The organism is Bradyrhizobium liaoningense (assembly GCF_018130955.1).
In the GTDB taxonomy this organism is placed as follows: Bacteria; Pseudomonadota; Alphaproteobacteria; order Rhizobiales; family Xanthobacteraceae; genus Bradyrhizobium; species Bradyrhizobium liaoningense_C.
Genome location: NZ_JAFCJM010000005.1, coordinates 153,612 through 172,761, shown reverse-complemented (window position 1 = coordinate 172,761; position 19,150 = coordinate 153,612). Strand labels below are relative to the sequence as shown.

The window sequence follows — 19,150 nt, the reverse complement described above, 5'->3', positions numbered from 1 at the left end:
CGCAGGATGAACGCGCTGGCAGACCATGCACTGCTCGGTCTCTGGGAACGCGGCGCCGGATGCGGTCCGGTCGCACGCGCGCTCCTGCTGCTCGGCGCGGCCATGCCGGAGAGCAGCGCGGAGCGCTGCGCCGAGATCGCGATCGGCGCACGCGACGCGGCGATCCTGCAACTGCGCCGTGCCACCTTCGGCAACACCCTCGTGGGCTGCGCCAACTGCCCAGGCTGCGGCGAAGAGCACGAGTTCGACCTAGATGTCGAGCGATTGCTGGCGGGCACGCCGCCACGCGAGCACGGCGAGATCGTGCTCGCGAGTGGCCTGCGCTTTCGGCTGCCCAACAGCGGCGATCTTGCGGCGGTCGCGCGCCACAACGACGTCGACGCTGCCGTCCGGCAGTTGTTACAACGCTGCTGCCTCAATGCGCCGTCCGGGATCGATTGGTCACAATCCCTGCTTGATGAGGTCGAGAGCGGAATGGCCGCGGTCGAGACCAAAGCCGACATCGAGCTGCGGTTCGATTGCGTCGCGTGCGGGCAGGTGTGGCACGATCGGCTCGACGTCGCCGGCTGGGTTTGGGAGGAGATCGCGGCGCGCGCGGGGCGGTTGCTCGACGAGGTGCACGCGCTTGCGATGTCCTATGGCTGGAGCGAGCAGCAGATCCTCGCGATGAGCGATGCCAGGCGCGATGCCTATCTCCAGCGGTGCTTCACATGACCGGGTATCTGCGCTGGCTGGCGGGGCGGGCACTGGGGCAGGGGCTCGGCATGCGCCCGGTGCGTCCTCCGATCTCGCTTGCGCGCGCAGCCCAGGGCGAAAGTCCGCTGCCGGCGGATCACGCGGAGGCAGCGCCCGAGCATGTCGCGCAAAGCCAGTTCCCGCCACCGCCGAGCAGGCACCAGACGGCGGCGTTGCCCGCGGGTGCGGTTGACGACATCCCCGTCGCAACGAGTTTTGCGTTCGAATCCAACCCTGTGTCCAGCGAAGCGCAGGCGCCGATGCCGAGTGAGCCCGTTGCGAGCCACCGTATCCCGATCCGCGCCGCCGGGAAGGAAGAGCCGCGGCCGGCCCTCAGGACGCGAGACGCGCCGGATGCGGACCGGCGTGGAGCAGAAGGCCAGCGCGACATCGCGGCGGAAACGTCGCTGCCGATCCGGCCTGCACCCGTGGACAGGTCGGTTGAGATTGCCGGCCGTCCCCGACCCAAACCCGAGAGGCCGCTTGCGCCGCGCGTTGCGACCCGCGCGATCCGCGGTCGGCCTGCCGATGTCAGGACATCAGGTTTTGAAGCAGCCCCGCCTGCCGACGTGCACATCCATATCGGTCGCGTCGAATTGACGGCGATTGCGCCCGCTGTGCCCAGCCGCCGCGAGTCAGCTTCGACCGCCAAAAAACCGATGTCTCTCGATGAATATCTTCGTCAGCGCGGCCGGAGGCCGTCATGAGCAACGCGCTCGCGATTGCCGGCGTCACTGCGGTTCTCAAGGACCTGTTGGATGGCGGCCTGATCGACCACAATCTGGCCAGCACCATGGGGAGCGGCGTTGTGGTCTCGGCGCTCGCGCCCGATGCGATCGAGCTCGGTAACGATACCACGCGGCGGCTTAATCTCTTCCTGCATCAGGCCACGCCCAACATCGGATGGCGTAATGTCGGCTACCCCTCGCGCAATGCCGCCGGTGAGCGCATCAGCAATCCGCCGCTGGCGCTCGACCTGCATTACCTCCTGACCGCCTATGGCACGCTGGATCTCGAGGCGGAGGTCCTGCTCGGCTATGCCATGCAGATCCTGCACGAGACGCCGGTGCTGGCGCGGGCCGCCATTCGCACCGCGCTCAATCCGCCGAGCCCGCCGGTCACCGGCAGCATGCTGCCGGCGATCTACCAGGCGCTGCAGGCCTCCGAGCTCGCCGACCAGATCGAGCAGATCAAGATCACGCCCTCGGTGATGAACACGGAAGAGCTGTCAAAACTCTGGACCGCGATCAACTCGCATTACCGGCCGACCGCGCCGTACCAGGTGACGGTGGTGCTGATCGAATCGCGGAAATCTGCGCGGGTGCCGTTGCCGGTGCTGACGCGCGGGCCGGTCGATCCGGTGACGCATCTGGAGCAGGGCGTCGATGTGCGCGCCGGCATGGCCTCGCCATATCCGGAGATCCAATCGATCGTGCTGCCGCATTCGCAGAAGGCCGCTAAGCTCGGCGACACCGTCGAATTTCACGGTCACGACCTCGATGGCAGCGGCCACACGCTGCTGCTCAGCAATATGCGCCTCGGCGTCAACATCGCGATCACGCCACCGGCGGCGGCGCCCGATGCGTCGATGGTGTCGTTTCTGCTGCCGCTCACCACAGCGGACTTTCCGGGCGGCTTCCCGGCCGGGATCTATGCCGCGACGCTACAGCTCGTGCATGGCACGGATCCGGCGCCGCGCCTCACCAACCTCGAGTCCTTGTCGATCGCGCCTGAGGTGACGTTCACGACACCGGTCAATCTCGCCGCCGATCAAAGTCTGACGCTGACGCCCACCTGCACGCCCGCGGTCCGTCCCGACCAGCGGGTGTCGCTCATGCTCGGAGGGCGCGAGGTCTTGGCCAATCCGTTCACGGCACCGACCAAGACGCCGACTTTCGTCTTCAAGCAGTTGAAGCCTGGCCTGTACTGGGTCCGCCTGCGTGTCGACGGCGTGGACAGCCAGCTGATCAACTACGACGTTTCGCCCCCAGTGTTCGTCGGGCCGCAGCTCGAGGTGAAGCCGTGACTGACACTGACCAGCCAGTGACCTGGGTCGATGAAAACCAGCGCTATCTGGTCGCCGAGCTGTTGCGCCTGCGCCGCCAGATCACCGGCGATACGCCAACCGACGATCGCCAGGCAAGCGGCAGCGCGCCGCGGATGTTGCAGCCGGCCGCGATCGACGTGATCGCTGACATCTTCGAGCTATCGCCGTTCGAGCGCGACATCCTGCTGCTCTGCGCAGGCATGGAGATGGATGCACAATTTTCTGCGGCCTGCGCGAGGCCGAATGGCGAGCGTGGCGCGAGCTTCGCCACGGCGCTCGGCAAGCTCGCCGAACCGCATTGGAGCGCGCTGACGCCCGCGCGTCCGTTGCGCCGCTGGCGGCTGATCGAGGTGGAGCCGAACCATCCGCTGACCAGCGCCGTCTTGCGGATCGACGAGCGCATCCTGCATTTTCTTGCCGGCATCAACCTGCTCGATCAACGGCTTTGGCCGCTGCTCACGATCCACCTGCCGTCACGCGTGATGGCGGCGCAGCACCAGACGCTCGCCAACGCCATCGCGGCGTGCTGGACCCGGCCGTCGATGCCACGCGCCGTCGTGCATCTCGGCGGCGATGATCCGTTGGGTGCCGAGGACGTTGCTGCGGCTGCGGCGGCGGCCTGCGGCCTCCAGCTTTTCGTGCTCCGGATCGAGGACGTGCCGGCCGGAGCGGCGGATCTCGAAAACTTCGTCGTGTTGTGGGACCGCGAGGCGGCGCTGCTGCCGGCCGCGCTGCTGGTGCAATGCGGCGATGGTGCCGTCAACGCCAATGTCCGCGAACTGGCGGCACGGATTCGCGGCCCACTGGTTGTCGTGGCCCGCGAGCCGGCGCGCTTGCGCGGCCCGACGCTCAGTCTCGAGCTCGGCAAGCCGGATGCTGCCGAGCAGAAACGGTTGTGGCGGGCCACGCTCGGAACGCACAGCGCCGAGCTCGACGCTGCGCTCGACAGCGTGACGGCACAGTTTCGCCTCACGGCACGCGGCATCGCCGTGGCCGGTGCCACGGTGAGCGATCGCATCGAAATCGGCGAACCGGCTGCGGCGGCGATTTGGAACGCCTGCCGCGAAGGCGGCCGGAGAGGCCTGGATGAGCTCGCACAGCGCATTACGCCTCGCGCCACATGGGACGATCTGGTGCTGCCTGACACGCAGCTCGGCGTGCTCAGGCAGATCGCGGCCCAGGTCCGGCAGCGGACGCGCGTCTATGACGAGTGGGGTTTTGGCAACCGCCACGTACGCGGCCTCGGCGTCGCCGTCCTGTTCAGTGGCCAGAGCGGCACCGGCAAGACCCTGGCGGCCGAAGTGCTCGCCAACGACCTCGCACTCGATCTCTACCGCATCGACCTGTCGTCGGTGGTCAGCAAATATATCGGCGAGACCGAGAAGAATTTGCGGCGCGTGTTCGACGCTGCCGAGGAAAGCGGCGCGATCTTGCTGTTCGACGAAGCCGACGCCCTGTTCGGCAAGCGCAGCGAGGTCAAGGACAGCCATGACCGCTACGCCAATATCGAGGTCAGCTATCTGCTCCAGCGCATGGAGGCGTATCGCGGGCTCGCCATCCTGACCACCAACCTGAAATCCGCGCTCGATGCGTCATTCCAGCGCCGGCTACGCTTTATCGTCAATTTTCCATTTCCCGATCTCGAGCAGCGCGAGGCGATCTGGCAGCGTAGTGTGCCGGCCGCAGCACCTACGGACGCGCTCGATTTCGGCAAGCTGGCCCGCCTCAACGTCACCGGCGGCAGCATCCGCAACATCGCTCTGAACGCGGCGTTCCTCGCAGCCGACGACGGCGGATCGCTCGCGATGCGTCATCTGCTTGCCGCGGCCCATGCCGAAAGCGCAAAACTGGAACGTCCGCTCGCGGAAACCGAAACGCGGGGCTGGACATGACACACCGCCCGCGATGCGTTCATGTCACCATCGACCGGCTGGTGCTGCGCGGCTTCCCGCCGGACCAGCGCGACGCGATCGCCGCCGGCCTGACCCAGGAATTGGTCGCGCAGCTCAGTAGTCCCGCCACCGCGCGGCAACTTCGTGTCAGCTGCTCGCTGGCCTCGTTGCGTACGGCACCCGTTCAGTTGGCGACATCGGCGACACCGCAGGCGATAGGCATAGGGGCAGGGCGGCGGCTGGCACGGAGTATCCCGTCATGATCCGCGCCGTTGCCGCCAAGGCCGCTCCGGCGGCCTGTCCGGTCGCCCGGTCGTCGTCGAGCCGGCTGCTGCAACGCAGATGCGCCTGCGCTGACCATGACGGAGCGCAGTGCGAGGAATGCAGCGGGACCAAGCTGCAACGCAAGGCCGCCGGCGGGCTCGGGCCTCCACGCGCGCCTGCGATCGTGGACGAGGTGTTGCGCAGGCCGGGGACGCCGCTGGACCAGGATGCGCGCGCCTTCATGGAGCATCGCTTCGCGCATAGTTTCGCAGACGTTCGCGTCCATACCGGATCCGATGCCACACGATCGGCCCGCGCCGTCAACGCGCATGCCTACACGGTCGGACGCGACATCGTGTTCGCGGGCGGTCACTACGCGCCCGATACCGCTCAAGGCAGGCGGCTGCTGGCGCACGAGCTGACCCATGTTGTGCAGCAGCGCGGCGCACCTGCGGCTAGCGCAGGCGGCGGATTGCAAATCGATCCGTCGCACAGCGCCGATGAAGTGGAAGCTGAGCAGATCGGCGCTGCGGTCGCCGCGGATCATTCGCTCGCGACCTCCGTCGGACCTGACCGTCCGAGGCTGCAACGGCCAGCGCAAATCGTGTCGCGGCTCAACACCGGCGCACCTGACGCCGTGCCGCTGGCGATGAATCTGGGCCAGACCGCGCGTAGCGGGATCCAGTTTGTGCCGACCGATGTCCAGGATACCGTCGTTGGCCCCGTCGGGGTCCGCGGCGGCCTGCTCGATGGCGGCATGAGCCGGCTCAGCGTGATCATCGGCGAAAACATGACGCTGCACTTGCTGTCGCTGGAACTGCTGCCGCTGTGGACCACGGCGACGCCGTTCACCCCGCCCGGCGCGGCCGCCCCGTTGCCGCTGGACATCGTTACGGCGGACCAGCTTGCGCAGGCGCTGCTGGTCTACAATCAGACCTACCTCGAAGTGCCGCCGGCGCAGCAACCGCCGGCGATGCAGAAATGGCGTGCAGGCTTGCGCCTTCCGCTGCCGGTCGAGATCGATGAGGCGACGCATGTTGCGACGGTGAATCCGCAAACGATCATCGCACTTGCCGGCGCCTTCGATCCTGCGATGGCGCCGGTGCTCCAGCAGCGCGCGACGGCGACGGTTGCACCGTCGGCGGCGCAGATCGCGGTCGAGGTCGCGACCTTCTTGCGTGATCCGCAGTTTGCAGACGCCACCAGCCGCGGCATCACCCTGGGGGCGCGCGCGTTGACCAGCGCGACGGCGGAGCTGCCATTCATCCGCGAGGTGTTCCGTCAACTCAGCGCGGCTGACGCGTTGGGCATTGCGATCGCGTTTCTGGAAAACTTCGTGCAACGCGAATGGGTCCTCCTTGCCTCGCAACGTGACGGCAGCGCCATCCTGCGGCTTTTCCAGGCTTCGCTGAATGCCGCGGCGCCACCTCTGAACGCTACGCAGCAATCGCGTCTTGCCGTCATGTCCGCCGCCATCGCCAGCACGGTCGCGGTCGCGCCGCCGGACGCGACACGCAGCCGTACGGAAAAGACGGTTACGATCGACACCGTGAAGCTCGATGGGTCGAACCGGGATCCGGCGGCCGATATCGCGACCGCGAACGGCATATTTGCCAGCTGCAATGTCAGGTTCGTGCCCGGAGTGCAGCAGCCTGCGACGCCCGCGGACACAACGGCGTGGATCGGGGCCGACCGCATCCTTCAGGAAGGCACCTGCGGCGCGCCAAGTGTCGAGGAACGACGACTGATCAATGGCGCAATGACAACCTTTGGCCTGTCTGCCCGGATACGCACATTCTACGTGCCGACGCTGAGCACTCATAACCGCGCCGATTCCTGTCCTCCCGGCATATCGACCGCACTGGCGAGCCGGGCCGCGTATGTGTCGAACGACGCAATGGGACGGTCGTTGGCCCATGAGATGGGTCACATTCTGCTCGATTCCGGAGCTCACCGGAAGGCCGTGACCAACATCATGACTTCGACGAACGAGGCGCCGCTCGGCGAGACGATCGACGATGGACAATGCAATACAATCTACAGGAACGCGTGAATGAACGCTCGTTCGCACAGCGGCATCGAACAGGACAGCGCGCTTATTCCGCGCACTCGACGGTCCACAACCGATCTGTTGCGCGCCGCCTCCGGCGATCCCGCGCGGCCGCTCGATACGCAGGTGCGGCGTCCGCTCGAGCAGCGGCTGAACTACGATCTCGGCCACATCCGCATTCACAGCGGCAGGGCTTCGGACGCCGCAGCCGATCGGCTGGGCGCGCGGGCCTACGCTCTGGGACGGGACATACATCTGGGTGCCGAATCGCGCGCACTCACCGCCGAGCGACGGGAGCGTTTGCTGGCGCATGAGGCGGTGCACACGGTGCAACAGGGAGGTGCCAGCGTCTCGCCGCACGATGGTCTGTGTGTCAGTCGTCCATCGGATCCAGCAGAATTGGAGGCCGCGCGCATTGCCGACACGCCGACCTCCGGCGGAACGGGCATCACTGCAGTGTCTCCCCAAGTTCAGCGAGACCTGACCGATCCGAGGAAGAGCCTGGACGGACAATTCGACCTCAACCTGAAAACGGAATCTCATCCCAACGCGAAGAGCGGAATGTCGGGCACGATCAAGTTTAGGGCGTACGACACCGCGCCCGACGCCGCAAAGATCCGGTTGCTCCAGATTGCCCGTGTCGAGGATCTGGACACCGGCAAGGAGCACGAATGGAAGGGGGATGAGGCGAACCGCATGAAGGTCATGACCAAGGTAGACGCGAAAAACGAAGTTGATCCCGGCTTCTTCGTCGACGTCGTTCACAAGAACCGCGCCCCGCGAACCGCAAAGACCGATGCGCCGGTGCTGCCCTATTACATCGACGACTATCCGGCAGCAGCGAACCCGGACAACAAGGATGGCAGCAAGCGTGGAAAGACGATCACCGAAGCGTCGCTGCGGGACTGGCCGGGCACGACCATCAGATCCCGCTTCTCGTTCGAGACGGCCGCGAAAGCGCCCGACACCGGATACGTCTACGCCGCGCTGAGGTGGGGCTTTACGCTGAGCGATCCCGCCAAGGGACTCGTCGAAAACGAGCATGCGACCGCCAGAGCTCTGGCGTCGCCGACCATGGGCGCGGCCGTCTCCGCATTTGACGACTTCTACCAGAACCCAGGCACCGCGAAGGCTCCGAAATGACAGGCTTCCCCGGTTCACCCAAGACGTTGCGCGGCGGGCTCGTGCTGGTGGACCCGTCATCCGGCGCGGTCAAGCGGGTGATCACCCTGCAGTATACCCCCGACCAGGTGTCGCGCACCTTGCAAGTGCAGGGCATCGGCGAAGCCGGCGACCGCTCCGAGGCGTTGCGGCTGAAGGGCCCGGCGGTCGAAACCTTCAAGATCGAGGCCGAGCTCGATGCCTCCGACCAGCTCGAATTCCCCAACGACAATCCGAACACGGTGAAGTTCGGACTGCATCCCCAGATCGCAGCGTTGGAATCGATGATCAACCCGTTGGCCGGAGACCTGATCGGGGAGAACTCGCAGGCGAGCTACGGGACCATCGAGATCGCGCCGACTGAGGCGCCGATGGTGCTGTTCGTCTGGAGCGCGCAACGCGTGGTGCCGGTGCGCGTCACCGAGTTCAGCGTCACCGAGGAAGCCTTTGATCCGAACCTCAATCCGATCCGCGCCAAGGTCAGCCTCGGCTTGCGCGTGCTGTCGGTGAATGACCTCGGCTTCGCGCACAAGGGCGGGGCGCTGTTCCTCGGCTACCTCCAGCGCAAGGAAATGCTGTCGTCGAAGGCGCCGTCGAGCGGGCTCGATGCGCTGGGCATCGGAGGCATCCCATGACGGACGCGGTCAAGACGCTCGACGCGTTGCTGCAGAGCTCGGCTGCCGGGGCGCAACTGTTCCCGCCGACCAGCCGCTACTACGGTCTCGACTCGACGTCGCTGACCAGCGCCGACGGTCGCACCATCAAATATTTGCGCCGCCGTTTCGTGCCGCAAGCCTCCCGCTTTGCAACGATCAAGGAGCACGTCGTCGCCGACAACGACAGGCTCGATAATCTGTCGGCCCGCTATATCGGCGACCCCGAGCTGTACTGGCGGCTGTGCGACGCCAACAATGCGATCCGTCCCGACGAATTGATCGAGACCATCGGGCGTTCGCTGCGCATCACGCTGCCGGAAGGCGTTCCTGCACCGAAAGGAGCTCGCTAGATGGCCGGCAGCATCCAGCTCTCGCTGCTGATCGGGCCCGGCGTGCCCGTGCCGGCGCTGGCCGACGTCATCAACGCGCTCGACAGCGTGCAGGTGACGAGCTCGTCCGACTCCAGCGGTTTTCAGCTCAGCTTCAAGATCGGAAAGAAGTCGCTGCTGGAAACCACGCTGCTACCCGCGGGCTATTTCGATCCGATCGTCACGCGGGTGATCATCATCGCCACCGTCAACGGCCTGCCCAACGTGCTGATGGACGGCGTCGTCACACGCCAGGAAATCTCGCCCAGCAACGACGTCGGCAAGTCGACGCTGACCATCACCGGCGAGGATCTGAGCCGGATGATGGACCTCGTCGAGATGCCCTTCATGCGCTTTCCGGCGATGCCCGTGGTGGCGCGGGTCTACGCTATCCTTGGCAAATATGCCGTGCTCGGCATCGCGCCGGTCGCGATCCCCCCGATCGTGCCCGACATGACCAATCCGCTGGAGGAGCTGCCGAGCCAGAACGGCACCGACCTCGCCTATGTCAGGGAGCTCGCCTACAAATGCGGCTACGTGTTCTATGTCGAGCCTGGCCCCTTGCCGGGATCGAGCATTGCCTATTTCGGGCCTGACATCCGCATCCCCGCGCCGCAGCCGGCGCTCAATGTCAACATGGACGCGCTGACCAATGTGGAGTCGCTGAGTTTTAGCCTCGACGGCACCGCCAAGAAGATCGTCGTCATCACCATCTTCGATCCGATAACGAAGAAGGTTCCGATCCAAATTCCGCTGCCGAACGTCAGCATCCTGCGTCCGCCGCTCGGCGCGCGGCCGACCCTGCCGAGCAAGCTCGAATTCGCCGAAGGCATGGCGTCGCTGACCCCGGACGCCGCAGCGAATTTTGCCCTGCGGATGCTGCTCTCGGCCAACGATTCCGTTACCGGCAGCGGCTCGCTCGACGTGCTGCGCTATGGACGCGTGCTGCGCTCGCGCATGCTGGTCGGCGTCCGTGGCGCCGGGCTCGCCTATGACGGGCTCTATTACGTCAACAGCGTCACGCACAACATCAAGCACGGCGAATACAAGCAGAATTTCAACCTGTCGCGCGACGGGCTCATCTCCAACACACCCGCGGTGCTGCCATGACCACGACAACGACCTCGCCGGAGATCCGCACTTACTACGGAAAATATCGCGGCACCGTCATCAACAATGTCGATCCGCTGTTGCGCGGACGACTGCTGCTTGAGGTGCCTGACGTCACCGGCCTCGTGCCGTCGAGCTGGGCCGAGCCCTGCGTGCCGCTGGCGGGTCCGAGCGGTCCGCCGATGGGTGTCTACATGGTGCCGCCGATCGGGGCGGGGGTATGGGTCGAGTTCGAGCGCGGTGATCCGTCAAAACCGATCTGGGTCGGCTGTCGCTGGGGGCTGCCATCCGACGTGCCGCCGCTCGCGCTCGCCGGTCTTCCGGTCTCGCCGAATATCTGCATGCAGACGCTCGGGCAGAACATGCTGATGCTGAGCGACATGCCACCGACGCCTGCGACCGGCGGCATCATTCTCAAGAGCCTGACGGGGGCGACGCTGGTCGTCAACGATCTCGGCATTTTCATCCAAAACGGCAAGGGCGCCTCGATCACGCTGATCGGGCCTGCCGTCGATATCAACATGGGTGCTCTGACCGTCATCTGACGGAGCGCGCGAGCGAAAGGCAGGCCGATGCCAGGACCCATTCTCCATCTCGGTGCGACCGTGCTGTGCGCGCATGGCGGCCAGGCGATGCCGACGGTGCCCGTGCCGCGGGTGACGGTGAGTGGCCAGCCGGTCGCCACCATTGTCGCGCCCTATGTGGTGGCGGGCTGTCCGTTTCCGCCGGTGTCGGGCGGCCCGTGCGTCACCGGTCAATGGGTGGTCGGCGCGGTTCGGGTGCTTGCGATGGGCCAGCCGGTGGCGATTCAGACCGGGGTCGCAGTTTGCGCGCCGACCGGAACGCCGCTGCTGCCGGTCGTCGTGCAGCCCCGTGCGATAGCGACGTGAGGCGATCATGAACCTCGCTTATCCCTATCAGCTCTCACCGCTCGGCCGTACCGCCGAGACATCAGATGCGCGGCACATCCGTGACCTCATCGAGCAGGTGCTGTTCACCATCCCGGGCGAGCGGGTGATGCGCCCGGATTTCGGCAGCGGCGTCGCCCAGCTGGTGTTCGCGCCGAACTCGGTCGAGCTCGCGAGCGCGACACAGATGCTGATCCAGGGATCGCTGCAACAATGGCTCGGTGAGCTCATCGTCGTGCAGGCCGTCCGGGTCGAAGCCGAGGACGCCGTGATGTCGATCACCGTCCAGTACAGCATTCGCAGCAACGACCAGGTTCAGGTTCAGACCTTCACCCAGCCGGCCGGGGGTGGACCATGATCTTCCACTGCTGCGATGAACTCAGGCGCGACAAGGTCGCGGCGCATCCGACGCTCAACGGCATAGATTATCTCGAGGTCATCGATCACGAGCTGCCGCTGCTCGATCCGCTGCGCCAGCGCACGCTGCTGGTCTACTGCCTCAAGCCGCTGCCGGCGGGGTTTTCGAGCGGCAACGTCGTGCTCACCGGCGGCGAGCGGGTCAGGAACATCGCGGTCGAATGGGCGGCCGTGGCGTCGCCGCTGCCGGCGCAACTCTCGGCGCCCGGCGAAGCCGCGACATCGGCGATCGTGGCGGCCAGAGCCAATCCAAAAACCATTCTGGTGGTGCGGGTGGCGGAACCCGGCGATTTCTCCACCTACACACTGCGCTTCGTCGCCTCTGCCCTGGATTCGTCGCCGCCCGCAAATTTCGATCCGCAGTTCGGCGCGATCGATTTTTCGTTCAAGGTCGAGTGCCCCTCGGACTTCGACTGCAAGCCGGTCTGTCTATGTCCGGAAGCAGAGTCGGATGAGCCCGATATCGACTATCTCGCCAAGGACTATGGCTCGTTCCGGCGACTGCTGCTCGACCGGATGTCGCAACTGGTGCCGCAATGGCGCCAGAGCAGCGTCGCTGATACCGGCATCGCACTGGTCGAGCTGTTGTCCTATGTCGGCGACCATCTCAGCTATCAGCAGGACGCGATCGCGACCGAAGCCTATCTCGACACTGCGCGGCGCCGTATCTCGCTGCGCCGGCATGCGCTGCTGGTCGACTATCCCATGCATGACGGCTGCAACGCGCGGGTCTGGATCCAGATCCAGGCGGATGCGGCAAGCTCCACGCTCACCCGCGCCGGCACGCAGTTTTTGACGCGCTGTCCAGGCTTTGCACGCGGCATCAAGAGCGGCTCCAGCGATCTGGAGCAGGCGATGCTGCTGGCGCCGACGGTATTCGAGCCCCTGCGCGACGATAATGCGCCGACCGTGTCGCTGTACAAGCTTCACAACAACATCTCATTCTACACCTGGGGCGATGAGCGGTGCTGCCTGCCGCGGGGCGCGACCAGCGCGACGCTTGCGGGATCGCTGCCGAACCTGAAAGCGGGGGATGCGCTGCTGTTCGAGGAGGTGCTCGGACCGCACACGGGCCTTCCCGGCGATGCCGATCCGCGCCATCGCCACGTCGTTCGCCTGACGTCGGTGTCGCCGCTGCCGCCGGCAACGCTCACCGATCCCCTGACCAATGCAGCCATCACCGAGATCGCCTGGGGGCAGGACGATGCGCTGCCGTTCCCGCTCTGCATATCTGCCGTCACCGACGAAGGGCACGGCTCGAAGACCCTGACCGATGTCAGCATTGCCCGCGGCAATCTGGTGCTCGCCGACCATGGCTGCACGCTGGGGGCGGAGTCGCTCGGCAGCGTGCCGGCGCCGACGCTGTTCGTCGCGCCGGATCAGGGCTGCGATGGCTGTTCGCCGGCCGCACCCATCGAGATTCCCGCGCGCTTCCGCCCGTTCCTGCAAAAGGCCCCGCTGACGCAGGCCGGCACCGTACTGGTGAAGGCGGGCTCAGGGCAAGGCACGGCCAAACGTCAACCGTTCGATCCGGCCGCTTCGGCCGCAGCCGCCATGGACTGGGACATGTCGGATGTGCTGCCGCAGATCACGCTGTCCAGCGTGACCAACGGCACGCCGGCGACGTGGCAATCGCATCGCACGCTGCTCAACAGCGCGGCTGATGCCAACGACTTCGTCGTCGAGGTCGACGATGACGGTGGCGCAGCCTTGCGCTTCGGCGACGACGACCACGGGGTCCGGCCGGAGACCGGCACGCAATTCAGCGCGGTGTATCGGATCGGCAATGGCGCCGCGGGCAATGTCGGCGGCGAGGCGATCTTCCATGTGGTCGCTACGCAGGCTGATCTTGCGGCGATTACCGGCGTACGCAACCCGTTGCCGGCGGTCGGCGGCGTCGACCCGGAAACGGCCGACGACGTCAGGCGTAACGCGCCGGAAGCGTTTCGCCGGCAGGAGAGGGCAGTCACGCCCGAAGACTATGCCGAGGTCACCGAACGCTATCGCGGCGTACAGCGGGCCGCGGTGACGACGCGATGGACCGGGAGCTGGTACACGCAGTTCATCAGCGTCGATCCGATCGCCGGCGTCGATCCGCACGCACTGTCGACCGATCTCCTGCCGTTCGTGGACCGTTATCGCATGGCGGGCGAGGATCTCGAGTTCAACGATCCGCATTACGTTTCGCTCGAGCTGAAGCTGAACGTCTGCGTGCAGCCCGATTACTTCCGCGCCGACGTCAAGGCCCGGCTGCTCGATGCGCTCAGCAACCGTGTGTTGCCGGACGGCCGCCGCGGCCTGTTCCACCCCGACGATTTCAGCTTTGGTGACAGCGTCTATCTGAGCGAGATCTACGCAACGGCCCATGCGGTGCCCGGCGTCGCTTCGGCGCAAATCGTGATGTTCCAGCGCCAGGGTACCGATGATCCGACTTTTCTCGCCAGCGGCCAGCTGCCGATCGGCCGGCTGGAGATCGCGCGACTCGAGAACAGCCTGAACTTCCCCGAGCACGGTGTGCTCCGTCTCGCACTGAGCGGAGGCAAGTAGGCCATGAGCGCGGACACCACCAGTGACTGCGGCTGCTGCTCCGGCGTCGAGGTCGATACGCCCTCGGCAAAATTCAATCGCCCCGGACTGCCCGCGATCGCGTACCGGGTCGGCACGCATGCGGATTTCAGGCAGACGCTGCTGTCACGCCTGTCGAGCACCGATTTTCCGGCGCTGGCGCCGCTGACGACGCGCGCGACGGACGACTACACCATTGCGTTGTGTGATTCCTTCGCCGTGCTGGCCGACGTGCTGACCTTCTACCAGGAGCGTATCGCCAACGAAGCCTATCTCGTCACGGCGACCGAGCGCCGTTCGGTGCTGATGCTGGCGCGGTTGATCGGATACCAGCTCGCGCCCGGCGTTGCGGCCAGCACGGCGCTGGCCTTCACGCTGGAATCGGCGCCCGGCCTGCCGGCGCTGGCGGCGCAGCCCGTCACCATTCCGGTCGGCACCCGTGCGCAGAGCATTCCCGATCCGAACCAGGATCCGCAGACCTTTGAGACGATCGCGCCGGCGGCTGCGCGCGTGGAATGGAACGCGATCCCTGCGCAGCAGTCGGAGCCGGTACTGTTCCGCTCCGGCCTCGGCGAATTGTACATCGCAGGCACGACCACGCAATTGGCGGCGGGCGATGGCCTTGTCGTCGTAGGCATCGATCGCGAAAATAACTCCACCAGCGCGCTGTGGGACGTGTGCTGGATCGCGCGCGTCGACGTCGATCTCGCCCACGATCTGACGCACATCGTGCTGTCGGAGCCGCTGAAAGCCGCGTGGGACCCGAACGATCCCGGCCCGCAGGGCATCAAGGTCTATGCCTTCAGGCAGCGCGCGGCGCTGTTCGGACACAATGCGCCGGATGCGAACCTGATCCGCACCACGAGCAACAGCCAGTTGTTCGAGCCGACCTCCGACGGAGCCACGACCTACGAATGGATAAACTTTGCGATCGACACGACGAGCAAGACGGTCGATCTCGACACCGCCTATCCCAAGGTCGTGGCGGGGAGCTGGTTCGCACTGGCTGGTAACGACGACAGCGGTAATCGGCACGTCGAGCTCTATCGGGTGATGTCCGTCGTCGAGCTGTCGCGCGGCGCGTTCGGCCTGAGCGGGAAGACCTCGCGCCTGACTCGCGACGGAACCCAGAACCTCGCCGCGTTCAACCGGCGCGAAACCCAGGTGCTGGCGCAAACCGACGAGCTGACGCCCGTCGAGCGTCCCTTGACCTATCCGGTCTATGGCAGCACGCTGGTGCTGGACGAGCTTCAGCCGCTTTTGGTGCCGGACCAGCTCATCGCCGTCAGCGGCAAGCGGCAGCGCGTCGTTATTGGTGCTGCGACATCAGGCATCTCGTTCCCGGATTTTCCGAGCCGTAAGCCGCTGCCCGGCGAATCCTTCGTCCTGCGCTCGCCGCCGGTTGTCGTCCTCAACAACGGCGTGCTGCCCGCGCCGCCGGAGTTGCTCGATCCCGCCAGAGCATCGAAGCGGCTGCTGCTGTGGCACGTGGAAGATCGCGACGGCACGGCGATCGACATCCGGGCGCCGGTCAACGCGCTAAAGCTCCAGGGCGCGTTGAAGGACGATGCCGTCGTCAGCGAGATCGCATCGATCGCCCACGGCCCATTGTCCGTCCAGAGCGACCGCGATCGCACCACGCTGACGTTGAAGGCACCGCTCAGCTATTGCTACGACCGCTCCACCGTGACTGTTAACGCCAACGTTGCGCCGGCGACCCACGGCGAGACGGTTGGTGAGATCGCAGGCAGCGGCGATGCGGCTGCGCTGAACCAGACCTTCCAGCTCAAGCAATCGCCACTGACCTACGTGTCGTCGACCGATCCCAGCGGGCGCGCATCGACTCTGCAGGTCCGCGTCAACGATCTCTTGTGGCACGAGGTGCCGTCGCTCTACGGACACGACCGGCTGGAGCGGGTCTATGCCGTCCGCCAGGACGACGACGGCAAATCGACCATCCAGTTCGGCGATGGGCGGCAGGGCGCGCGGCTGCCGAGCGGCCTGAACAATGTGCGGCTGGCCTACCGCAAGGGCATCGGCATCGCCGGCAATCTGCGTGCGGGTCAGATCTCCATGCTGCTGACACGCCCGCTCGGGGTCAAGAGCGTCGTCAATCCGAGCGCGCCGAGCGGCGGGCAGGATCCGGAGGCGCTGACTGACGCGCGCGACAACGCACCGCTGCATGTGCTCACCCTGGAGCGGGCGGTGTCGATCCAGGACTACGTCGATTTCGCACGCACCTTCTCCGGGATCGCCAAGGCCTATGGCGTCTGGATCGAGGATGTCCGTGCCCGTGGCATCTATTTGACGGTGGCGGGACCGGATGGCGCCGCGATACCGCAGGACAGCGCCACCATGACAAATCTGGTCGCAGCACTTCGGCGCTATGGCGACCGGCTGATGCCTTTGTCGGTGCAGAATTTTGGCGCCGCGACCTTCAAGCTGAAAGCAAAGGTCAAGGTCGACGCGGACGCCGACTCTGAGAAGGTATTCGCCGCGGTGACGGACGCACTACGCGCGGCCTTCGCCTTCGACAGCCGCGCCTTTGGCCAGCCGGTGACCATCGACGAGGTCTACGCGACGATCCAGAACGTTGCCGGCGTCACGGCTGTAGACATCGACCAGCTCTACCGCACCGACACGGGGCCTGCGCCCTCCGAACCGCAGGCGCGGCTGCTCGCGAGCCTCCCCGATCTCAAGGGGGGCTATGTGACCGCCGCCGAGCTCTTGATGCTTGACCACGCGCCGCTCGATCTCGGGGTGATGTCATGAAGTTCAATGCGCAGGAGATGTTCGAACTGTTGCCCGCAATCCTGCGCATCCGGGACCGCTCCCACGCGCTGGTCACGCCGGGTCTGCTCGATCCGGCCGACCGCGTCGCGCTCGCCGACCTCCTCGCCAAGGTCGCCGGCGGCACGCCGCTCACGGTCTCCGAGGCGGAGCAGCTCGACCTCCTGCAAACGAACGCGCTCGGCGGTCCGCTCGCTAGCCTGCTGGCCCTGTTCGCCGAACAGGTCGCGGTGTTGCAGGAGGATCTTGACCAGCTCTATGACGATCAGTTCATCGAGACCTGCGCGGACTGGGTCGTTCCCTATATCGGCGAGCTCGTCGGTAGCCGCGCGCTGCATGGCATTGCCGGGATAGCGAGCCCACGCGCCGACGTCGCGCATACCATCGCCTATCGGCGTCGCAAGGGAACCGTGCCTGTCATCGAGCAGGTCGCGCGCGACGTCACCGGCTGGGACGCTAGCGCGGTAGAGTTCTTCCAGCGCCTGATCGTGACCCAGTACATGAATCACATCCGGCCGCAATGCGCCGCCGTGCCGGATATGCGGCGCTGGGAGCCCCTGGAGCGGGTCGGCACCGCCTTCGATCCGATCATGCGGACCATCGATGTCCGGCGGATCGCGCGCGGGCGCGGGCGTTACAACATCAAGAACATCGGCGTGTTCGTGTGGCGGCTCAATGCCTATCCGCTGAGCAAATCGCCCGCCGCGCGGCTCGATGCCAGGCGCTGGCGCTTCCATCCGCTGGGGATCGACCAGCCGCTCTACACCCATCCTGCGACCGAGGACGACATCACCGACCTTGCGACGCCGTTGAACGTGCCGCAGCCGATCAGCCGCCGCGTGCTCACCACGCGCCTTGCGGATTACTACACCGGCGCCGACAACATCGCGCGGAGCGTCAGGTTGTATGACGACTCCTCCGGCAGCATGCAGCCGATCGACATCGCAAAAATCCGCATCTGCAACCTGTCCGACAGCGGTGCGACCTGGGCGCATCTGCCGCCCGCCGGCATCTATGTCATCGATCCCGTGCTCGGACGCATCGCCGTTCCCCCAGGTCTTCCCGCCGGCGTGCAGGTGAGGGCTGATTTCCATTACGGCTTCAGCGCGGATATCGGCGGCGGCGAGTACGAGCGCGAGGCGTCGTTCGAGACCGCGCAGACGCCGCCGCAATTGCTCCGCGTACCCGGCGATTTCGCAACGATCCAGGCCGCGCTGAATGCGCTCAGTGGCGCCGGCGTGGTCGAGATCACCGACAGCGGCCGCTATGCGGAAACGCTTAGCGGCATCAACGTCAGCGCGGACAAGCGCATCGAGTTGCGCGCGGCCAACAACCATCGCCCGACGTTGATCCTGGGCGGGCCGATGACGCTCGCAGGCGGCGCGCGTGCCGAGATCCGACTGAACGGCCTCCTGATCTCAGGCGCCGGTCTTCAGGTTCAGGCGAGTGCAGGTAACGCGTTGCGCAAGCTTGCCATCACCCATTGCACGCTGGTACCGGGCCTGTCGCTTTCGGCTGACAGCACGCCGGTCTCGCCGACACAGCCCAGCCTCACGGTTGGTGCGCTGGACCTCGAAGTCACGATCGACCACACGATCACCGGCAGCCTGCGCATCGATCCTGTCGCACAGGTGAGCGCGCGCGACAGCATCATCGATGCCACCGCGACATCAGGCGTCGCCTATGCCGCGCCTGACGGAGGCGCGCCGCCCTTGCCGGGCGCGCCGCTGTCCCTCGATGCCTGCACCGTGATCGGCAAGGTTCGTGCGCTGAGCCTGCCGCTGGTGTCGAACAGCATCGTGATCGCCGACACCGTCACCGGCGACAAATGGACGGCGCCTGTGATCGCCGAGCGGCGCCAGGAGGGCTGCATCCGCTTCTCCTATGTGCCGCTGTCGGCGCGGGTGCCGCGCCGCTATCAGTGCCTGCCGGAATCAGCGCCGAGGCCTGAGCTCGCGACGCCGCGCTTCGCGTCGCTGCGTTACGGCTTTGCGGCCTATTGCCAGCTCGCACGCTTCTCCGGCGAGCGGCTCCTGACCGGCGCCGACGACGAGGCCGAGCCCGGGGCGTTTCATTCGCTTTACCAGCCGCAGCGCGAAACCAATCTGCGCATCAGGCTGGAGGAATATGTCCGCGTCGGCCTGCAATCGGGAATTTTCTACGAAAGCTGACGCAATGATTGTCGAG

16 protein-coding genes are annotated in these 19,150 nt (G+C 66.1%); all 16 read left to right on the top strand.

The window, feature by feature from the left end:
• Nucleotides 1-6: 6 nt before the first annotated feature.
• The 16 genes from JQ632_RS06265 to JQ632_RS06190 are packed head-to-tail and all read left to right on the top strand — an operon-like array spanning nucleotide 7 to nucleotide 19,134.
• Nucleotides 7-714: a hypothetical protein gene (locus JQ632_RS06265; protein ID WP_212401413.1), complete on the top strand. Its 708-nt coding sequence runs from the start codon at nucleotides 7-9 to the stop codon at nucleotides 712-714.
• On the top strand, nucleotides 711-1,442 hold the full coding sequence (locus JQ632_RS06260) for a hypothetical protein (RefSeq protein ID WP_212401412.1): 732 nt from the start codon (nucleotides 711-713) through the stop codon (nucleotides 1,440-1,442). The genes JQ632_RS06265 and JQ632_RS06260 overlap by 4 nt, the downstream gene beginning before the upstream one ends.
• Nucleotides 1,439-2,761, top strand: coding sequence for a DUF4255 domain-containing protein (locus JQ632_RS06255; protein ID WP_212401411.1), 1,323 nt, complete (start codon nucleotides 1,439-1,441; stop codon nucleotides 2,759-2,761). Before JQ632_RS06260 ends, JQ632_RS06255 begins: the two co-directional genes overlap by 4 nt.
• Nucleotides 2,758-4,674 (top strand): ATP-binding protein, encoded by a 1,917-nt coding sequence (locus JQ632_RS06250; protein WP_312015570.1) that lies wholly within the window; start codon nucleotides 2,758-2,760, stop codon nucleotides 4,672-4,674. Before JQ632_RS06255 ends, JQ632_RS06250 begins: the two co-directional genes overlap by 4 nt.
• Entirely contained in the window at nucleotides 4,671-4,937 is a 267-nt protein-coding gene (locus tag JQ632_RS06245; protein WP_212401410.1) for a hypothetical protein, read from the top strand. The genes JQ632_RS06250 and JQ632_RS06245 overlap by 4 nt, the downstream gene beginning before the upstream one ends.
• Complete coding sequence (locus JQ632_RS06240) at nucleotides 4,934-6,991, top strand: DUF4157 domain-containing protein (RefSeq protein ID WP_212401409.1); 2,058 nt, start codon at nucleotides 4,934-4,936, stop codon at nucleotides 6,989-6,991. The genes JQ632_RS06245 and JQ632_RS06240 overlap by 4 nt, the downstream gene beginning before the upstream one ends.
• Complete coding sequence (locus JQ632_RS06235) at nucleotides 6,992-8,131, top strand: DUF4157 domain-containing protein (RefSeq protein WP_212401408.1); 1,140 nt, start codon at nucleotides 6,992-6,994, stop codon at nucleotides 8,129-8,131. It begins immediately after the preceding gene.
• Nucleotides 8,128-8,784, top strand: a complete 657-nt coding sequence (locus JQ632_RS06230) for a hypothetical protein (RefSeq protein WP_212401407.1) — start codon at nucleotides 8,128-8,130, stop codon at nucleotides 8,782-8,784. Before JQ632_RS06235 ends, JQ632_RS06230 begins: the two co-directional genes overlap by 4 nt.
• Nucleotides 8,781-9,155 carry a hypothetical protein gene (locus JQ632_RS06225; protein WP_212401406.1) on the top strand — a complete coding sequence of 125 codons (375 nt, stop codon included), beginning with the start codon at nucleotides 8,781-8,783 and terminating at the stop codon, nucleotides 9,153-9,155. The genes JQ632_RS06230 and JQ632_RS06225 overlap by 4 nt, the downstream gene beginning before the upstream one ends.
• Nucleotides 9,156-10,283: a hypothetical protein gene (locus JQ632_RS06220; RefSeq protein ID WP_212401405.1), complete on the top strand. Its 1,128-nt coding sequence runs from the start codon at nucleotides 9,156-9,158 to the stop codon at nucleotides 10,281-10,283.
• Nucleotides 10,280-10,828, top strand: a complete 549-nt coding sequence (locus tag JQ632_RS06215) for a phage baseplate assembly protein V (protein ID WP_212401404.1) — start codon at nucleotides 10,280-10,282, stop codon at nucleotides 10,826-10,828. The genes JQ632_RS06220 and JQ632_RS06215 overlap by 4 nt, the downstream gene beginning before the upstream one ends.
• A gap of 27 nt (nucleotides 10,829-10,855) precedes the next feature.
• On the top strand, nucleotides 10,856-11,173 hold the full coding sequence (locus tag JQ632_RS06210) for a hypothetical protein (RefSeq protein WP_212401403.1): 318 nt from the start codon (nucleotides 10,856-10,858) through the stop codon (nucleotides 11,171-11,173).
• Nucleotides 11,174-11,180: 7 nt separating this feature from the next.
• A complete protein-coding gene (locus tag JQ632_RS06205) occupies nucleotides 11,181-11,549 on the top strand; it encodes a GPW/gp25 family protein (protein WP_212401402.1) in 369 nt (122 codons plus the stop codon).
• Nucleotides 11,546-14,155, top strand: a complete 2,610-nt coding sequence (locus tag JQ632_RS06200; protein ID WP_212401401.1) for a putative baseplate assembly protein — start codon at nucleotides 11,546-11,548, stop codon at nucleotides 14,153-14,155. The genes JQ632_RS06205 and JQ632_RS06200 overlap by 4 nt, the downstream gene beginning before the upstream one ends.
• Nucleotides 14,156-14,158: 3 nt before the next feature.
• Nucleotides 14,159-16,945 (top strand): putative baseplate assembly protein, encoded by a 2,787-nt coding sequence (locus tag JQ632_RS06195; protein WP_212401400.1) that lies wholly within the window; start codon nucleotides 14,159-14,161, stop codon nucleotides 16,943-16,945.
• Nucleotides 16,942-19,134 carry a hypothetical protein gene (locus JQ632_RS06190; protein WP_212401399.1) on the top strand — a complete coding sequence of 731 codons (2,193 nt, stop codon included), beginning with the start codon at nucleotides 16,942-16,944 and terminating at the stop codon, nucleotides 19,132-19,134. The genes JQ632_RS06195 and JQ632_RS06190 overlap by 4 nt, the downstream gene beginning before the upstream one ends.
• The last annotated feature ends 16 nt before the right edge of the window (nucleotides 19,135-19,150 follow it).

What these genes read in the sequence shown, in the direction of transcription:
- JQ632_RS06210 (WP_212401403.1), top strand. Translation starts at nt 10,856, where the DNA reads ATGCCAGGACCCATTCTCCATCTCGGTGCGACCGTGCTGTGCGCGCAT.
- JQ632_RS06225 (WP_212401406.1), top strand. Translation starts at nt 8,781, where the DNA reads ATGACGGACGCGGTCAAGACGCTCGACGCGTTGCTGCAGAGCTCGGCT.
- JQ632_RS06255 (WP_212401411.1), top strand. Translation starts at nt 1,439, where the DNA reads ATGAGCAACGCGCTCGCGATTGCCGGCGTCACTGCGGTTCTCAAGGAC.
- JQ632_RS06265 (WP_212401413.1), top strand. Translation starts at nt 7, where the DNA reads ATGAACGCGCTGGCAGACCATGCACTGCTCGGTCTCTGGGAACGCGGC.
- JQ632_RS06215 (WP_212401404.1), top strand. Translation starts at nt 10,280, where the DNA reads ATGACCACGACAACGACCTCGCCGGAGATCCGCACTTACTACGGAAAA.
- JQ632_RS06260 (WP_212401412.1), top strand. Translation starts at nt 711, where the DNA reads ATGACCGGGTATCTGCGCTGGCTGGCGGGGCGGGCACTGGGGCAGGGG.
- JQ632_RS06245 (WP_212401410.1), top strand. Translation starts at nt 4,671, where the DNA reads ATGACACACCGCCCGCGATGCGTTCATGTCACCATCGACCGGCTGGTG.
- JQ632_RS06240 (WP_212401409.1), top strand. Translation starts at nt 4,934, where the DNA reads ATGATCCGCGCCGTTGCCGCCAAGGCCGCTCCGGCGGCCTGTCCGGTC.
- JQ632_RS06205 (WP_212401402.1), top strand. Translation starts at nt 11,181, where the DNA reads ATGAACCTCGCTTATCCCTATCAGCTCTCACCGCTCGGCCGTACCGCC.
- JQ632_RS06230 (WP_212401407.1), top strand. Translation starts at nt 8,128, where the DNA reads ATGACAGGCTTCCCCGGTTCACCCAAGACGTTGCGCGGCGGGCTCGTG.
- JQ632_RS06235 (WP_212401408.1), top strand. Translation starts at nt 6,992, where the DNA reads ATGAACGCTCGTTCGCACAGCGGCATCGAACAGGACAGCGCGCTTATT.
- JQ632_RS06200 (WP_212401401.1), top strand. Translation starts at nt 11,546, where the DNA reads ATGATCTTCCACTGCTGCGATGAACTCAGGCGCGACAAGGTCGCGGCG.
- JQ632_RS06195 (WP_212401400.1), top strand. Translation starts at nt 14,159, where the DNA reads ATGAGCGCGGACACCACCAGTGACTGCGGCTGCTGCTCCGGCGTCGAG.
- JQ632_RS06220 (WP_212401405.1), top strand. Translation starts at nt 9,156, where the DNA reads ATGGCCGGCAGCATCCAGCTCTCGCTGCTGATCGGGCCCGGCGTGCCC.
- JQ632_RS06190 (WP_212401399.1), top strand. Translation starts at nt 16,942, where the DNA reads ATGAAGTTCAATGCGCAGGAGATGTTCGAACTGTTGCCCGCAATCCTG.